A 15,750-nucleotide genomic window follows, 5' to 3' on the forward strand; every position below is an offset into this window, starting at 1 on the left:
GCCCCGGGCCGCCGGGGGGGGGGGCCCCGGGCCGCGGCCCGCGCCCGGCCCCCGCGACGGCGGGGGCGGCGCCCCTCCGGGGGGCGGGTCGCGGGGCCCCGCCTGTCGGTCGCGGGCGGCCCCGCCCGCGTACAGCTCCACCCGCCGGTAGTCCGTCTTGGTGCCGGCCGGGGCGCCGAAGTAGAACACGGTCCCGTTCTCGTGCGGGTTGTAGCCGCCGCCGTCCGGTACTGCGCCGTACCGCGCGAAGCTCGCCAACAGCCCGCGCAGCACCAGCTGGTCGGGCCGGACGACCTCGAAGGCCAGGTGCGCCTCCTGGTCCGTGCGGCGTTCCCGGGCGGCGATCCCGGCCGACGCCGAACCCGGGGGGACGGTCAGCGCGAACACCTCGACCGCGCGGTGCTCCCCGTACGGGCCGCGGACCTCCGGACGGAGAATCCTTACGTCAAGATCCGCGGGGTTGCGGCCGTGGCGCCCGGCGAGGCGGTCGCGGACCACCACGCTCGGCCGGCCCGCCGTGTCGGGCGCCAGCCCGCAGGCCGCGAGCTGCGCACGCAGGGTGTGCTCGTCGGGCGGGAAGACGAGCACGGCGGCGTGCGCGAAGCGGCACCGGTCCGTCAGAGCACGCAGCTCGGGGCCGTCCAGGCCCGGCAGCACCCGCGACAACACGAGGGAGGTGTCCTGCTCGCGGACGAAGGCGGCCGTCGCGCTCAGCCGCTCCGCGTCGTCCACGAGGAGCGGCGTCGCCGTGGCGGTGGGCAGGGTGGAGCAGTCCTCAGAGTGCATGGAGTGTCCGAATCGAAGGAGGGAGGAGCCCTGGGCACGCGGGCGCCGGACCGGACCGGGCCGGACCGCGAGCGGCCACGGGCACGGAGGTTCCCCGGCGGTCCCGGGCCGGGCCCGGAGGAAAGGGCGGGGACGAGGGTGGAGGCAAAGACGGAGGCAAAGACGGAGGGAAAGGCAGAGGGGGGAGGCGGGTGGGATCACTGGGGGCGGCCGGCTCCCCGGGCCGGAACCCAGAGCCGGAACCCCGCGGGTCAGATGCCGACGTAGTGCTCGGCGAACCAGTCCTGGGTGGTGCGCACGTCGCGCAGCGAGGCGAGGCGGGAGTGCCGCAGCCGTTCCCGGTAGGGCGTGGCCTCCGCGGGATCCGACGCCCCGTGCAGCAGGCGGATCATCCACTGCGAGAATTCCTGCGCCCGCCAGATGTGCGCCAGGCACCGCTGCGAGTAGCGGTCGAGCGGCTCGGCGTCGCCGTGTACGAGGGCGCCGGTCAGGGCGAGGGCCAGGACCTCGGCCTCCAGCACCGCGAGGTTCGCCCCCTTGGCGGCGGCGGGGCTGATCAGCGCGGCGGCGTCGCCCACGAGGAACAGCGCGCCGTGCCGCAGCGGTTCGAGCACGTCGGATGCGAGGTCGACGACGCTCCGCTGGATGATCGGGCCGCGCCGCAGCGGGCCGTACTCGCTCGCGCGCATGCGCAGGGCGAGTTCGTCCCAGATCCGGTCCTCGTTCCACGCGTCGGCACGGTGCCCGGGGCTGCACTGCAGGTAGTAGCGGGTGATCCCGGCGGAGCGGGCCATGTGCCCGGCGAAGCCACGCGGGTGGAGCGCGTAGCCGACGGCGTCCATGCTCGGCGGAGCCTGCGCGAGCAGGCCCAGCCAGGACACCCCGTGGTCGCGGTGGTGACGGACGGCGCCGTGCGGGAGCGAGCGCCGGCCGGCGCCGTGCCGTCCGTCGCAGGCGGCGACGTAGCGGGCCCCCCACCGTCCGGGACGCCCGTCCGGCTCACGCACCGTCACCGAGGGGCTCGGGCCGTCGGCGTCGAGCACGGCCGTGGCCTCGGTGCCGAAGCGGATCCGCCCGCCCGCGTCGACGTACTGCGCGAGCAGGTCGGCGACGAGCTCGTGCTGGGGGTAGACGGTGTGCGGTTCGCCGCGGCCCAGCCGTCGGTAGTCCAGGCGGAAGCGCCCGTCGCCGGTGCGGAACTCGCAGACGCCGTGCTCCTGTCCGCGCCGGCGCAGTCCCTCGTCCAGGCCGTTGCGGGCCAGGACGCGCACGGTGTGGGCGGCGAGGAATCCGGCCCGCGCCCGGTTGCGGAGGTGCTCGCGGTCGGCGCGTTCCAGGACGACGCAGTCGATCCCGCTCCGGAGTAAGAGGTTCCCCAGCACCAGTCCGGCCGGACCGGCGCCGAGGATGACCACATCAGCCGAGTTCTGGGCGACCCGGGCGTACTGACTCTCTGTCACAACGGAGGATCATAGGGACTGGTCAACGCGATGATCGTCGAAGATCACCCGTATGCCCGCTGCAAAGAGAAAAGGATTCTGCCGCGTGTCGGGGGAGCCTTCGGGATGAAGGGGCGCCGCACGGGCCGCCGCGTGCCCGCCCCGCGGCCGCCGGGCGGACCCCGCCGCGGACCGGACCACGTTCTCGACCACCCGAGGTTGCCTCATGCCGGAAGCCGACCGCGGGGGTCCCCGGGCCGATCTGACACCCGTGGACCTCTCGATCATGGTGGTCGGCATCGTCCTCGGCATCGGCGTCTTCAAGACGCCGTCCCTCGTCGCCGCGTACGCGAGCGACGCGACGGTGTTCGTGTCGCTGTGGCTGCTGGGCGGCCTGATCACGGTGATCGGCTCGGTCTGCTACGCCGAGCTGGGCAGCGCGCGCCCCGACGCCGGAGGTGAGTACACGTTCCTGCGCGAGGCCTACGGGCCCCGGCTGGCGCTGCTGTTCGCCTGGGCGCGGTGCGCGGTGATCCAGCCCGGCGCCATCGCCGCCGCGGCCTTCGTCATGGGCGACTACGCGAACGTCGTGGTGCCGCTCGGCACCCGTGGCCCGGGACTCTACGCCCTGGCCTCGATCGCCCTCTTCACCTTCGTCAACCACGTGGGCACGGCGCCGGGCACGCTGACGCAGAACGTCGTCGAGGTCGTCACCGTGCTCGCCGTCCTCGGCGTCATCGTCTCCGCGTTCGTCACGACGACCCCGGCGCCCCCGCCGGCCCTGCCGAACGGCACGTCCCTCACCGGCGTCGGACTCGCCATGATGTTCATCCTCCTGACGTACGGCGGGTGGAACGAGGCCGCGTACCTCTCCGGCGAACTCCAGGACGCCCGGCGCAACATGGCCCGGGCGCTGGTCGTCGGCGTTCTGGTCGTCGTCGCCGTGTCCGTCGCGATCAACCTCGCCTACCTGCACGTACTGGGACTCGACGGCATCCGCGACAGCGACGCCGTCGGGGCCTCCCTGATGCGGGCCGTCGCCGGCGACACCGGCGCGAGCGTCATGAGCGTCGTCATCGTGCTCTCCACCCTGACCACCCTCAACGGACTGATCATCACCGGGTCGCGCTCGTACTACGCACTCGGCCGGGACGTCGCCGCACTGCGCGCGATCGGCAGGTGGAGGGAACGCGGTTCGACCCCCGCCAACGCGCTCGTGCTGCAAGGCCTGGTGTCCGCGGTCCTGGTGGTGTTCGGGGCCGCCACCCGGGTCGGGTTCCGCACGATGGTCGCCTACACCTCTCCCGTGTTCTGGTTCTTCATGCTGCTCGTCGCCCTCTCGGTCTACGTCTTCCGCCGCCGTGAAACCGGTGACGCGCCGCACCACCGCGTGCCGCACCACCGCGCGTCGCACTACCGCGTGCCGCTCTACCCGCTGACTCCGGCGGTGTTCGCCCTGAGCTGCCTGTGGGTGCTCTGGTCGAGCCTCCTCCACGCCGGATGGGGCGCGGTCCTCGGCGTGGCGGTGCTCCTGAGCGGAACACCGCTGTTGCTCCTCACCCCCGCACGCCCCGCTGCGTAAGGCCATTCCGGCCGGGCGCCCCGTTCGTTGGGAGTCACGTGTCGCCTCCACACCGCCCGTCGCCCACGGGTGTCCCCGCGCCCCGCAGACGCTTCGTCGTCGCCGCCATGGCGTGTGCCGGAGGAATGGTCATGCTGGACCAGACCGTCGTCGCGATCGCCCTCGACCCGATGGCGGCCGGCCTGGGCCTGACCACGTTCGTCATGCACGGCGTCGTGCTCGTCTACGTGCTGTCGCTGTCCGCGTTCGCCCCCGTAGGCGGCATGACGGCCCGCCGGTTCGGTCTCGTTCGCACCTTCCGGCTCGGGACCGTGCTCTTCGCCGTCGCCTCGGGGACCTGCGGACTCACACCGGCCACGGAGGCCGCCGCGCCGTTCGTGCTCGTGATGCGGGCCGTCCAGGGCGCGGGCGCCGCGCTGATGCTCCCGGTGGCCACCACGGTGATCACGGACGTGTACGAGGAGCGCGAACGGGGCCGGGCGCTCGCGCTCTACGCCGGGCTCGCCCAGGTCTTCTTCGTCATGGGCCCCTTGGTGGGGGCGGTGCTCACCGAGTTCCTGGGCTGGCGCTCGGTCTTCCTCGTCAACGTGCCCGTCGCCGCGGCGGTCCTGTGGCTGATCGGCCGGGCCCGGCTGACCCGGGAAGAGGAAGCGGGCGGCGGCGCCCTCACCGCGGTCCAGCCCCTCGTGGTGATCTTCTCCCTGGGCGTGCTGGTCCTCGGGCTCTACCAGTGCGGTGGCGCGTGGGGCTTCACCGACCTCAGGACGATCACCGCGCTGGCCACGGGTGCCCTGGCCCTGGCCCTGGCGGTGCGGCTCGTCCTGAGGTCCCGGCAACCGCTGCTCGACCTGCGGCTGCTGGGCATCCGCCCGTACGCCGTCGCGGTGGCGCTGACGTTCCTGGTACAGGCCCCGCAGCTGATCGTGCTGGTCCACGGCACCCTGTTCCTGCGGCAGGCCATGCACCTCCCGCTGCTGGCCACCGGCCTCTGCCTGCTCCCCCTGGTCGCGGCCCTGGCGGTGGGCACCTTCAGCTCCGGGCACCTGCTGGACCGCACCGGGTCGATCCGGGTCCCCGTACTGCTCGGCCTGGCCACCGCCACGGTCGGCGCGGTGCTCTGGACGCTCGCGCTGCCGTCGCGCGAGTACGTGTGGCAGGTTCCCGGCATGGTCCTCGCGGGCCTCGGGATGGGCCTGCCGGTCCCCGCCCTGAGCGCCGAACTGATGCGCGCGGTCCCCGAGGACAAGCGGGCCGACGCCTCGGTCCTGCGGCAGACGCTGCGGCAACTGGGCGGAGCCGTCGGCCTGGCGACCGCGGGAGCCGTCGTCCTCGCCGCCAACGCGGAGGCGGCCGACGAGGCGGGCATCGTCACCGCCACGGCCGCCCCGGCGGGATTCACGGTCGCGAGCTGCGTCCTGGGCGCCGCCCTGCTGCTCGCGGCCGTGACGCTGCGCGGGAGGGCGCGCCCGGCGATCCGGTGACCACGGCCGAGGCCGCGGGGCGGGCCGGGGTGGAGATGGGTACACCCCGGCCGGGTGGCCAGGTGCAGTGGCCGGCGGCGCCGTGCCCGGCATCGTCGTCTGCGTAGGGAAATCGAGCAGACGGGCGGGTCGGACATGGCAGCGGTGGGCGGCGCGGAAGCAGCCGGGCACGGTGGGGCGCGGGGCACGGCGGGGACGTGGGGTGCGGCGGGGGCCTTCGCGGCTGTCGCCTTCGTGGCGGCGGGGGTGCTGGGGGCGGTGCAGCCGGGCACCGGAGTCCCCACCGAGGTGGTGCAGCTGACCCAGTTCGGGCCGGCCCTGGGGGTGGGCGCGGTCGCCCTGTACCGGTGGCGCAGGACCCGCGAGTTGCTGCGCGGCGGCGGCGCCCGCGGGACGCGCAGGGTGGCCGCCGTCCTCGGCTCGGCCGTCCTGATCGTCACGCTCACCGTGCTCGGGTACGGGCTGACGACGGGGGGCGCCGGCTTCACGTCTCCGGGAGCCCTGCACCACCCGTTCGCCCTGATCGCGGCGGCGCAGCTGGTGGGGGCGTGCGGTGAGGAGATCGGCTGGCGCTGCTTCCTCCAGCCGCTCCTGCGGACCCGGCTGGGCGCCGTGGCCTCGTCGGTCGTGGTGGGCGTGGTGTGGGGTGCCTGGCACGTACCCGTGTTCGCGCAGGCCCCGGCCTACGCGGCGGGCTTCCTCCTCGCCACCGTGGCCATGTCGGTGGTGCTGGGCCTCGCCCTCGACGGCACGGGCGGCCCGTACCGGCTGCTGCTCGCCGGCGGCTTCCACACCCTGGTCAACCTCGGACTGCTGCTGTTCATGGACGAGGAGTCCGGGGCGGTCCTCCCGATGGTCTGCTTCGGGCTGTCCTGCCTCGCGGTGGCCCTGGTACGGGCAGGTCGGCGTCGCACACCGGCGTCGGCGGAGGCCCGGACAGAGGCCCGGACAGAGGCCCGGACAGAGGTCCAGGCGAAGGCCCGGGCGGAGGTCCCGGCGGAGGTCCCGGCCCCTGCGTTCACGCCCGCACCCACGCCCACGCCCGCGTTCACGCCCGCACCCACGCCCACGCCCGTACCCACACTCGCGTCCACGCCCGAGCACGCGCCGACTACGCTGCCCCGGACATGAGTTCGATACCTTCCCGCGTCCGTACGGCGGCGTTCTCCCGGCGCCTGGCCGCCGTCGGCCGCTGCCACCTCGCCGGCCTCCTGGGCCTGTGGGTCTCCGTCGTCGGGTGGGGCGTCGTGGGCGCGTTGTTGCTGCTGCCCGTCGGCCTCGGCCACCGGCTGCTGCCGCCGGCCGCGGGCGCGCTGCGCCACTGCGCCGACCGCGCCCGCGAGCGGGCGGCGCAGTGGTCCGGGGTGCGGATCGGATCGCCGGATCCGCTGCCGCGCCCGGCAGGGGCCCGCACCGTCCTGGCCGACGCCGGGTTCTGGCGGGACCTGACCTGGGCGTGGCTGGAGCCCGTCGTGGGCGGCCTGCTGGTCGCCGTACCCCCGTCCCTCTTCGTGTACGGGCTGTTCGGGGCGCTCGTCCAGCCCTTCGTGTGGCGCCGGCTCGACGACGGCAACTGGTACGCCTTCGTCCCCGTGCACAGCACCGCCCTGATGGTCGCGGCGCTGGTGCTGGGCCTCGCCTTCACGGCCGCGGGCCTGCTCCTCGCCCCGTCCGTGCTGCGCCTGCACGCCCGCTGGGGCCGGCGGCTCCTCGCCACACCGCGCAGCACCGAACTCCACCGCCGCATCGAGCGGTTGACGCAGACCCGGGCCGACGCCCTGGACGGCCGGGCGGCCGAACTCCAGCGCATCGAACGGGACCTGCACGACGGCGCGCAGGCCCGGCTCGTCGCCCTGGGGATGCGCCTCGACAGTGCGACGCGGCTGCTCCAGGAAGATCCGGCGGCAGCCCGGGCGGCGCTGCTGGAGGTGCGCGAACTGTCCGCGCGGGCCCTGCAGGACCTGCGCGACCTGGTCCGCGGGATCCAGCCGCCGGTCCTCACGGACCGCGGCCTCGGCGACGCCGTCCGCTCGCTGGCCCTCGACAGCTTCCTCGACGTGAGCGTCGAGGCCCGGCTGTCCGGGCGGCTGCCGGCCGCGGTGGAGTCGGCCGCCTACTTCGCCGTCAACGAGCTGCTGGCCAACGCCGCGAAGCATTCCGGTGCGGGCCGCGTCGACATCCTCCTGGTCCACGACGGAGAGCCCGGCGGCGCCCCCTCCGGGGCCCCTTCCCGCACCTCGTGCGACGGCCGTCCGCGGCTGCGCGTGAGCGTCACCGACGACGGGCGCGGCGGGGCGGATCCCGCCCGGGGGACCGGACTGCTCGGCATCCGGAGACGATTGGCTACCTTCGACGGGAGCCTCGTCCTGCACAGCCCGCAGGGCGGTCCGACCACAGTTGCCCTGGAGATCCCGTGCGCGTCGTCCTTGCCGAAGACCTCTTCCTCCTGAGGGACGGCCTGGTCCGCACGCTCACCGAGCACGGCTTCGACGTCGTCGCCGCCGTGGACAACGGCCCCTCCCTCCTGCGCGCCCTGCTGGAGCACCGGCCGCACGTCGCGGTCGTCGACGTCCGGCTGCCGCCCGGCTTCACCGACGAGGGCCTCCAGGCCGCCCTCGAAGCCCGCCGCCACCACCCCGGCCTGCCGGTCCTCGTGCTGTCCCAGTACGTCGACCAGCTCTACGCGAACGAGCTCCTGGCGAGCGAGGACGGCGGCGTGGGCTACCTGCTCAAGGACCGGGTCACCGACACCGGCCAGTTCATCGACGCCGTACGCCGCGTCGCCGCCGGCGGGACCGTCCTGGACCCGCAGGTGATCGGCCGGCTGCTGTCGCGCGGCGACGCCCGCGGCACCATCTCCGCCCTCACCCCGCGCGAACGCGACGTGCTGGAACTGATGGCGGAGGGCCGCTCGAACGCCGCCGTCGCGGGCACCCTCCACTTCAGCGAGAGCGCCGTCGCCAAGCACACCGCGAGCATCTTCGCCAAGCTCGGGATCGCCCCCTCGACGGAGGACAACCGCCGCGTCCTGGCCGTCCTCGCCTACCTGCGACGCTGAACCCGTCTTCGGCGGCCAAGATGACCACGTCGACCCCACCGGCCCGCCGACCACGACGACGGGAGCCGCAGCGCGCAGGCCGTGCCCTCCGGGCGGGCCCCGGCAGGAGTCCGCTCAGCTGTGCCGGCGGGCGTTGAGCCGGGCCGCCTGGCGTGTCAGGTGGTCGCGTTCGGCGAGGTTGGGTGCCTTGTGCGCCGCCTCGGCGTACAGCCGGGCCGCCGTCGCCAGGTCGCCGTCGCGTTCGTGGAGGTACGCCGCCACCGCCGCGTGCCGGGGGAGCGAGGAGTCCAGCGCCGCCAGTTCCGTCAGGCCGGCGCGCGGGGCCTCCGCCCGGCCCCCCGCCCCCCCCCCCACGGCTTCGATCAACCAACGGAAGGTGTTCCCCGTGCGCTTCGCCATGCCCCGAACCACCCCCCGCAGACTGACCGCCGGCCTCTGCGCCGCCGCCGCCCTCGTGGCCGTCTCCTCCGGCGCCGCGAGCGCGGCCGAGGAGTACCGGATCTACGGCGGCTCGTATGCGAGCTACGCCCAGTGCAACCAGGCCGGTTCGCTCACCGTCGGCCTGGGCCTGTACAGCCGCTACGAGTGCAACCCCAACGACAGCTCCAGCCGCTATCTCCTCTGGTACGTCGACTGACGGAAAGCCCGCCCGGCCCCGACCCCCACGCTTCTCACCGCCCTCGTACAAAGGATGGTTTTGTCATGCGCATGTCTAGAATTGCCCGTGCCCGGTGGTCCGCCTCGGCCGCCCTCCTGGCCGCTCTGGCCGGTGGCGCCGCCGCGCTCGCCCCCGCCGCCCAGGCCGCGCCCGCCCCCGGCGGCGCGTCCGTCCAGTCCGCCGAGCGCAGCACCAGCGTCATCTTCGCCAACAGCACGGGCCGCCAGCTGCTGCGCACCGGCTCCGGCCTGGACCATGGGTGCTGGTCCCGGGACGGCCTGCCGCCGGACGCCATCGCCAAGACCGTCTCCGCGTCCTGGAGCAGCGAGTCCTGCGGGTTCGCCACCGGCACCGAGGGCCACGTGACGTACAACATCGCCGGTACGGCCAAGGACGTGACCATCCGCTGGAACAACCCCTACGCAGGGAGCAACTCCTACAGCTGCGACGCCCCCGATGGCTACGAGTGCAGCCGCTCGGGCGGCGGCGGGAACAACGCCACCGTCAACTTCAGCCTGACGGCGAAGTCGACCGCCCGGGTCGCGGCCCTCTCGCCGGCAGCCGCCGTCGCGGTCACCCCCGTGCGCAGCGTCCGCGTCACGGTGGTGAACCAGTCCGGCGCCCTGCTGGCCCGGACCGGGGCGGGCCTGGACCACGGCATCTGGAGCGGCGACAACCTGCCCCCGTCGGTCATGAACAACGGCGCGGTCGCCCGCTGGCAGAGCGAGTCCGACGGATTCGCCACCGGCACGGAAGGCTCGGCCGAGTACCAGATGTCCGGCGGCGGCAAGGTCGTCTTCCGCTGGGACAACCCCTTCTCGGGCGGCAACTCCTACGACTGCCAGGTGCCCGCGGGCCACTCCTGCGCCCGGTCCGGTGGCGGCGGCAAGAACGCCGACGTCATCTTCACGGTCAACTGACCGACCGCCCCCGCACGCCACCCACGCCCACCGTGAGGATCACCCCGATGCGCAAGCCCCTCGTCGCGGCACTCCTGTGCCTCCCGCTGCTGGCCGCGGCCGCTCCGGCCGCCCAGGCCGCCGAACCGCGGCCCGACGCCGCACCCGCCTCCGCCCTCCAGGTCCCCGTCCGCACCCTCAGCTGGGACCTGACCTCGACCAACCCGAACGCCCTGCGCGCCCGCTTCACGGAGTTCATCAGGTCGGTGCACAACACCGGCACCATGGTGGGCGGCTCCGGTTCGGACGCCGTGTGGGAGACCAGCCGCGGCAATGAGGTCATCGCGGTCAACGTCACCTACCTCTGGCCGGTGAACAATCAGGACGTCAGGCGGACGGTCACGCTCTACCTCACCGCCAACAACCTCTACCTGCGCGGCTTCTCCACCGGCAATGCCGGCAACGTCGTCCAGTTCAGCCAGGCCGGGGAACAGGAACCCTTCGACCTCGGCCACGCGCTCGCCCGCAACGCCATCACCCTGCCTTACACCGGGCGCTACGGGGGCGACCACAGCCTGGAGCACGGCCAGACCGAGAACAGGCAGCTGTGGATCACTCCGAACGGGGTGTGGAACAACATGAACGCCCTGTGGACGTTCGCCCGCGACGGGGGCGACGCGAACGCGATCCGCCGCGACTTGGTCACGGCGATCGCCCTGACCGCCGAGGCGGCCCGCTTCCGCAACATCGAGGGCACGGTGCGCGAGGCCCTCGGCGGCGGCGCCGCCCTGACCGCCCAGGAAGCCGAGGAGGAGAACGACTGGGGGCGGGGCTCCCGGTGGATCTACCAGGAGCGCAACGGCTCGCGCCCGACGCCGACCGACATCGGCGGCGCCACCGTGACCACCTACGCCCAGGCGACGCACTACATCGCGATGCTGCGCAGCGACCAGAGGGGGTAGCGGCGGGCAGCGCGCCGCCCCGGACGGCTCCCGTACGGGGCGGCGCCGTGCCGTCCCGGGGGCGTTGTCCGCTGTTCCGGCCGCGTAGCGCATCCGGTCTTCCCGGCCCGTCGCCGGAGACGTGCAGGCGCCGGGTCGGTGCTGAAGTCGAGCACGACGCCCGGTCCGTCCTCCATGAGCCCGCCGGGAGCCGGCTGACCATGCCCTCGGACGTTCCCGCGGCGGGCCGGCCACGGGGATCCACCTCGCCGCAGACTGCCGCTGCCGGCCACCGGTCTCTCACACCCGGCCAGGCCGGTGACGCACCGGCGTTCACCCAGGTCATGGCCGCACTCCGCCTCGCGGCCATGCACATCCGGGCCGCGAGGCGATCGCTGAGAAGCGGCCCAGCTCTGCACTCAACCCACTCACGTGAGTGGGTCGGAAGCGGTCACAACGTCACAGCGTCTTTCCCTTGGCGATCCCCTCTGCTCGGTTCGGTGGACCCCCGCAGGCTCTCCGCGCAGCGCAGCCTCGAACCGCCGGCGGAGCCTCTGCGCTCTTGCCAGGCCTTCCCCGCACCGCGCGCTGCGCTCGCAGGCAACTCGTGAGCAGCCATTGCCCATCGGGGTCGCAGTCGGCACCCTGGCCGTCGCGGCTCATCGACTGCCCGACCGACAGTGCCCGCCGCACCCTCTGTCTGCTGACGTCGCCTTCTCCCCTGCTGTGGCTGTGGCCGGACGGGTCGAGGCCGATCTGGTGATCGACGCCTCGGGCAACGGAGAACGAGCCCTTGTGGGCGGCGAGTCGGGCCGGGGCCGTCTGCGTGCCCCGCTGGATTCATTCGGCCCAGGCGCGCTCCAGCTGGGGGCGGAAGGCGGCGGGCTCCCGCCCGATCAGCTTGGCCAGCGTCGAGTCGACCGTGCTGAACTCGCCATTCCGTGCCGCGCCGAAGATGCCCAGCATGAGGTCGGCGATCGGGGCCGGGGCGCCGTGCGCCAGGACCTGCTCGCGGAAGGCGTCGTCGGGGACGACGGTGCGGGTGAAGGGCCGTCCGGTGACCTGCGACGCGATCTCGGCGACGGTGTCGAAGTCGAGCGCCGCCGGGCCGGTGAGCGGCGGGGTGGGCCCGTCGAATCGGCCCTCATCGAGGAGGATCGCCGTGGTGGCCTCGGCGAGGTCGTCGTGGCCGGTCCAGGCGACAGGGCCGTCGGCGGGAAGGGCGATATCGCCGGTGTGGCGGGCGGACTCCAGGAACTGCAGGGCGCTGGCCGCGTAGAAGCCGTTGCGCAGCGCGGTCCAGGGCAGGCCGGTGGCGCGCAGCAGGTCCTCGGTCCTGGCGTGGTCCCGGCAGGCCTGGAAGCGGGAGTCGTGGGCAGCGCCCGTCTGGCTGGTGTAGAGGATGCGGCCGACCTTGGCCTTCACGGCGGCGTCGACGGCGGCACGGTGGCCGCTGACGCACTCTTCGCCCGTGCGGTCGAGGGAGACGAGGAGCAGTTGCTCGGCTCCTTCGAAGGCGTGCGTGAGCGAGTCGGGGTCGTCGAAGCTGCCCTGCCGGACACGGACGCCGCGGTCGGCGAGGTCCTGGGCCTTGCGGGGGTCGCGGACGCTGACGCCGAGGCGGTCGGCGGGGACGCGCTCCAGGAGGCGCTCGACAGTGCGGCGGCCGAGCTTTCCGGTGGCTCCGGTAACGATGATCATGGGGTTCTCCCGACAGTGTTTCCGGTGGAATCACTTCAACAGTAACACTGGAAATTCCAACGGAAACAGATCTTCGGTATCATCGATTCATGCCTACGCACGACTCAACCGACAACCCCCGGCGCCGCATCGTCGAGGCGGCCGTCGAGCTGCTGGAAAACGGCGGCCCCGGCGCGGTGAGCACCCGCGCGGTCGCCGCCGCGGCCGGAATGCAGCCGCCGGCGATCTACCGCCTCTTCGGCGACAAGGAGGGTCTCCTCGAGGCCGTCGCCGAGCACGGCTACGCGCAGTTCCTGGAGAGAAAACGCGCGCAGCTCGACCCCGCCCCGCAGGACCCGGTGGAGGAGCTGCGTCGCGGTTGGGACGTGGTGGTCGAGTTCGGCGTCTCCCGCCCCGAGCTGTTCGCGGTGATGAACCGGGCCACCGGCCTGGGATCGGACGCAGCACACCGCTCGGGCCTGGAAATCCTCCGTGGGCGGGTGCGTCGGCTGGCGGCCGGGGGATGGCTGCGGGTCGACGAGGAGCTGGCCGCCCAGATCATCCGGGCAACCGGCCAGGGAGCAGTCACCACCTGGCACTCCACGCCCGCGGACCGCCGCAATCCGGCACTGCTGACCATCCTGCGGGAGTCCATGGTCGCGGCCGTCACTCGCGCCGAACCGGCGATTCCCGCCGCGGAGTCCGGTCCCGCCGCGGCGGCCCGCGCGTTGCGCGCCGCCCTCCCCGACGACTCCGACGTCCTGAGCAACGCGGAACAGCACCTCCTGCGCGAGTGGCTCACACGCCTGGCGGCAGACAGTGGCGCGCCGCCTGCCTGATCACGCGTCAAGCGTCCTCATTCAGGTTGAACCCAGGCGTACGGTCCCGGGTACCGCGGGTAGCGGGGGCTGGCCCCATCCCCGATCGGCCGGACAGCCGGATGGTCCGGTGGAACCCGTGTCGGCGACGGTGGGGCGGTCCCCGGCAAGTCGCCCACAGAGAAGGCAAGATCGTGCGCATCGTCACGGCCACCTCCGTCGCCCTGGCCCTCGTCGGCGCAGCCGCGTCGGCCGCCACCGCCCACCAGCCGACCACCGACGGAATCTGGCGTACCGACGGCTACGGCACCGTGCTGTCCATCCAGAATGGAACCCTCCGGGAGTACCAGACCACCACCGTCAGCTGCATCGCGGGCGACACGGCGCAGCGGACCGGACCCGGCGCCTACACCACGCCGGGAGGCACCGTCCTCACCGTGCGCACCCGCGGGGACCGCGACCGCGCTTCCTTACGGCTGGACGGTGACGTCGGTGAACGGAACCTGCTCCGGATGACGGAACTGCCCGACGACTGCACGCGTTCCGCCGCCGGGGGTCCGCTCGCCTCCTTCGACGTCTTCTGGCAGTCCTTCGAGGAGAACTACCCCTTCTTCGCTGCGAAGGGCATCGACTGGCACGCCGTACGCGACCGATACCGGCCCACGGTCCGCGATGGGACGACCCCGGACGAACTCTTCGCCGTCTTCAGCAGGATGGTGGAGCCGCTCCACGACGCCCACGTCGCCGTCTGGGACCTCGACCGTGACGGCGACGGCGACCCCGACCGGGCCTTCGCGCAGGTCCGCCCCGGCACCGTCCGGCCCGACGGAAACCTCGACGCCAAGGTCAAGAAGTTCGTCGTGGAGCGCGACCTCGAGGACGCCCGGAACCTCAAGGACTTCGCCGCCGGGCGGATCACCTACGCCGACCTCCCCGGCGGACAGGGCTACCTGCGGATCTCCGGTTTCGGCGGCTACGCGGGCGGCGAGGCCTCCTACGCCGCGGAGCTGGCCGAGCTCGACAAGGCGCTGGACACGGTCTTCGGCGAGGAGCGTGTCCGGCACCTGAAGGGCCTGGTCATCGACCTGCGGGTCAACGGCGGCGGCTCCGACGCCATGGGGCTCCACATTGCCGGGCGGCTGACCGACACCCCCTATCTCGCCTACTCAAAGCGGGCCCGTAACGATCCCGCGGACCCCACCCGGCACACTCGCCCCCAGCCCCTGTACGTCACGCCGGCCCAGGGCCCCCGCTACACCGGGCCGGTCGCCGTGCTGACCGGCGGCTCGACCGTCAGCGCGGGTGAGACCTTCACCCAGGCCCTCATGGAACGGCCCGGCCGGACCGTGCGGATCGGACAGCCCACGCAGGGCGTCTTCTCGGACGTCATGGTGCGCAAGCTCCCCAACGGCATGTCGGTCTGGCTGCCGAACGAGGAGCTGCTGACCCGGTCGGGCAGGACCTTCGACGGCGTGGGCATCCCACCGCACCTCACCGAGCCGGTCTTCACGACGGAGGAGTTCGACCAGAACAAGGACTCGTCCTTCGACCGGGCCCTGAAGGTCCTGCGGGACAGGACCTCGAACGCCACGAAGTAGGCCGGCCACCGGGCCACCAGGGCCGCGTTGTTACGGGCGCGGGCGCCGGCGCCGGCCCGGGCGCGGGCCCACGCGCGACGATCGAGGCGCTGCTGCCGGCATCCCTGCCGACCGACCAGGAGAGCCGGACCTTCCACCTCCTGTACAGCTCCTACTCGATCCTGGCCGTGACCGACGGCGCACTCGCCGCCCAGCCCTTCACGGGGTACCCCTGCGCGGCCGAGAACGCCCTCACCGGCCTGATCGAAGGGGGCGTCCTTGCGCGGTGAGGGTCTCGGGGCGGTGGTCGTCGCCGTGCCAGGTTGGCCAGCCGAGCAGTTGGGGCCGTTCGGTGACCCAGTCGCGGGCGTCGGGGCCGATCTCGGCGTCGATGAGGTCCTCCAGCAGGGCGCGGTAGCGCTCGACGAGGTCGTGGTGGGCGGGGTCGGCGGCCAGCCGGCGCGGATTTCGCCCGTGGGGTCGTCCTGGTCCTTCAGCACCGGGCGCGCGTCATCAGGTGCTGGGCGACTTCCCCGGAGGGCAGGTACGAGCCGGCGGGGAAGTCGCGGCTCTCAACGGTGGCCACGTCACCGAGCCGGGACGAGGCCCAGGTGCTGCGCGTGGTGCTGTCACGCCTGCGGTGCATGGGTGGGATGGCCGCCGGCGGCAGTGGCTGTGCAGCGGAGCCGCCCGGGTGCGCGCCCGCCCGCCCCCCGCGGGTTGGGGGGGGGGGGGGGGTCAGCGGGGGGCGTTGGGGGGGGGGGGGGCGGGGTGGGTGAGGGCCCGGCGCACGCGGGGCCGGAGCGCGGAGCGCGGAGCGGGGATACGGGG

At 73.6% G+C, this 15,750-nt stretch carries 13 protein-coding genes and 4 pseudogenes; 12 read left to right on the plus strand and 5 right to left on the minus strand.

The window, feature by feature from the left end:
• Positions 1-786 (minus strand): annotated as a pseudogene (locus tag ACFXA3_RS14065) (methyltransferase); the annotation flags it as partial.
• 251 nt (positions 787-1,037) lie between these two features.
• Positions 1,038-2,246 carry a 4-hydroxybenzoate 3-monooxygenase gene (locus ACFXA3_RS14070; protein ID WP_385186479.1) on the minus strand — a complete coding sequence of 403 codons (1,209 nt, stop codon included), beginning with the start codon at positions 2,244-2,246 and terminating at the stop codon, positions 1,038-1,040.
• A gap of 205 nt (positions 2,247-2,451) precedes the next feature.
• On the opposite strand from ACFXA3_RS14070, the gene ACFXA3_RS14075 reads away from it, so the two are divergent.
• The 5 genes from ACFXA3_RS14075 (at position 2,452) to ACFXA3_RS14095 (ending at position 8,346) form a co-directional block, all read left to right on the plus strand.
• Positions 2,452-3,807, plus strand: a complete 1,356-nt coding sequence (locus ACFXA3_RS14075) for an APC family permease (protein WP_385186482.1) — start codon at positions 2,452-2,454, stop codon at positions 3,805-3,807.
• Between the two features lie 107 nt (positions 3,808-3,914).
• Entirely contained in the window at positions 3,915-5,288 is a 1,374-nt protein-coding gene (locus tag ACFXA3_RS14080; protein ID WP_385186485.1) for an MFS transporter, read from the plus strand.
• Positions 5,289-5,423: 135 nt separating this feature from the next.
• Positions 5,424-6,419 (plus strand): CPBP family intramembrane glutamic endopeptidase, encoded by a 996-nt coding sequence (locus tag ACFXA3_RS14085; RefSeq protein WP_385186489.1) that lies wholly within the window; start codon positions 5,424-5,426, stop codon positions 6,417-6,419.
• A complete protein-coding gene (locus ACFXA3_RS14090) occupies positions 6,416-7,738 on the plus strand; it encodes a sensor histidine kinase (RefSeq protein WP_385186492.1) in 1,323 nt (440 codons plus the stop codon). Before ACFXA3_RS14085 ends, ACFXA3_RS14090 begins: the two co-directional genes overlap by 4 nt.
• The gene (locus ACFXA3_RS14095; RefSeq protein WP_385186494.1) at positions 7,702-8,346 is read left to right on the plus strand and encodes a response regulator; all 645 of its coding nucleotides are present in this window, start codon (positions 7,702-7,704) and stop codon (positions 8,344-8,346) included. The genes ACFXA3_RS14090 and ACFXA3_RS14095 overlap by 37 nt, the downstream gene beginning before the upstream one ends.
• Before the next feature lie 114 nt (positions 8,347-8,460).
• Here the strand turns inward: ACFXA3_RS14095 and ACFXA3_RS14100 are convergent.
• Positions 8,461-8,688 (minus strand): annotated as a pseudogene (locus tag ACFXA3_RS14100) (RNA polymerase subunit sigma-24); the annotation flags it as partial.
• 43 nt (positions 8,689-8,731) lie between these two features.
• Here ACFXA3_RS14100 and ACFXA3_RS14105 point away from each other — a divergent pair.
• From ACFXA3_RS14105 to ACFXA3_RS14120, 4 genes and pseudogenes are all read left to right on the plus strand, one after another.
• The gene (locus ACFXA3_RS14105; protein ID WP_385186497.1) at positions 8,732-8,983 is read left to right on the plus strand and encodes a hypothetical protein; all 252 of its coding nucleotides are present in this window, start codon (positions 8,732-8,734) and stop codon (positions 8,981-8,983) included.
• A 71-nt stretch (positions 8,984-9,054) separates the two neighbouring features.
• Positions 9,055-9,924 (plus strand): Crystal protein ET79, encoded by an 870-nt coding sequence (locus ACFXA3_RS14110; protein ID WP_385186500.1) that lies wholly within the window; start codon positions 9,055-9,057, stop codon positions 9,922-9,924.
• A gap of 47 nt (positions 9,925-9,971) precedes the next feature.
• The gene (locus ACFXA3_RS14115) at positions 9,972-10,865 is read left to right on the plus strand and encodes a ribosome-inactivating family protein (RefSeq protein ID WP_385186503.1); all 894 of its coding nucleotides are present in this window, start codon (positions 9,972-9,974) and stop codon (positions 10,863-10,865) included.
• Between the two features lie 187 nt (positions 10,866-11,052).
• Positions 11,053-11,206 (plus strand): annotated as a pseudogene (locus ACFXA3_RS14120) (IS5/IS1182 family transposase); the annotation flags it as partial.
• A 478-nt stretch (positions 11,207-11,684) separates the two neighbouring features.
• Here the strand turns inward: ACFXA3_RS14120 and ACFXA3_RS14125 are convergent.
• Positions 11,685-12,545, minus strand: coding sequence for an SDR family oxidoreductase (locus tag ACFXA3_RS14125; protein ID WP_385186506.1), 861 nt, complete (start codon positions 12,543-12,545; stop codon positions 11,685-11,687).
• An 89-nt stretch (positions 12,546-12,634) separates the two neighbouring features.
• On the opposite strand from ACFXA3_RS14125, the gene ACFXA3_RS14130 reads away from it, so the two are divergent.
• The 3 genes and pseudogenes from ACFXA3_RS14130 to ACFXA3_RS14140 form a co-directional block, all read left to right on the plus strand.
• Complete coding sequence (locus ACFXA3_RS14130; RefSeq protein ID WP_385186509.1) at positions 12,635-13,363, plus strand: TetR/AcrR family transcriptional regulator; 729 nt, start codon at positions 12,635-12,637, stop codon at positions 13,361-13,363.
• Positions 13,364-13,536: 173 nt separating this feature from the next.
• The gene (locus tag ACFXA3_RS14135; protein ID WP_385186512.1) at positions 13,537-14,940 is read left to right on the plus strand and encodes a S41 family peptidase; all 1,404 of its coding nucleotides are present in this window, start codon (positions 13,537-13,539) and stop codon (positions 14,938-14,940) included.
• Positions 14,941-14,984: 44 nt separating this feature from the next.
• Positions 14,985-15,185: pseudogene (locus ACFXA3_RS14140) on the plus strand (TetR/AcrR family transcriptional regulator); the annotation flags it as partial.
• A gap of 227 nt (positions 15,186-15,412) precedes the next feature.
• On the opposite strand, the gene ACFXA3_RS14145 reads toward ACFXA3_RS14140, so the two are convergent.
• Positions 15,413-15,565: a hypothetical protein gene (locus ACFXA3_RS14145; RefSeq protein WP_385186515.1), complete on the minus strand. Its 153-nt coding sequence runs from the start codon at positions 15,563-15,565 to the stop codon at positions 15,413-15,415.
• Positions 15,566-15,750 lie beyond the last annotated feature (185 nt).

It is taken from the genome of Streptomyces sp. NPDC059456, from assembly GCF_042750055.1.
Classification (GTDB): domain Bacteria; phylum Actinomycetota; class Actinomycetes; order Streptomycetales; family Streptomycetaceae; genus Streptomyces.

Coding starts and splice junctions, on each gene's coding strand:
- ACFXA3_RS14130 (WP_385186509.1), top strand. CDS start 12,635: ATGCCTACGCACGACTCAACCGACAACCCCCGGCGCCGCATCGTCGAG.
- ACFXA3_RS14125 (WP_385186506.1), bottom strand. CDS start 12,545: ATGATCATCGTTACCGGAGCCACCGGAAAGCTCGGCCGCCGCACTGTC.
- ACFXA3_RS14085 (WP_385186489.1), top strand. CDS start 5,424: ATGGCAGCGGTGGGCGGCGCGGAAGCAGCCGGGCACGGTGGGGCGCGG.
- ACFXA3_RS14115 (WP_385186503.1), top strand. CDS start 9,972: ATGCGCAAGCCCCTCGTCGCGGCACTCCTGTGCCTCCCGCTGCTGGCC.
- ACFXA3_RS14145 (WP_385186515.1), bottom strand. CDS start 15,565: ATGCACCGCAGGCGTGACAGCACCACGCGCAGCACCTGGGCCTCGTCC.
- ACFXA3_RS14080 (WP_385186485.1), top strand. CDS start 3,915: ATGGCGTGTGCCGGAGGAATGGTCATGCTGGACCAGACCGTCGTCGCG.
- ACFXA3_RS14075 (WP_385186482.1), top strand. CDS start 2,452: ATGCCGGAAGCCGACCGCGGGGGTCCCCGGGCCGATCTGACACCCGTG.
- ACFXA3_RS14090 (WP_385186492.1), top strand. CDS start 6,416: ATGAGTTCGATACCTTCCCGCGTCCGTACGGCGGCGTTCTCCCGGCGC.
- ACFXA3_RS14110 (WP_385186500.1), top strand. CDS start 9,055: ATGTCTAGAATTGCCCGTGCCCGGTGGTCCGCCTCGGCCGCCCTCCTG.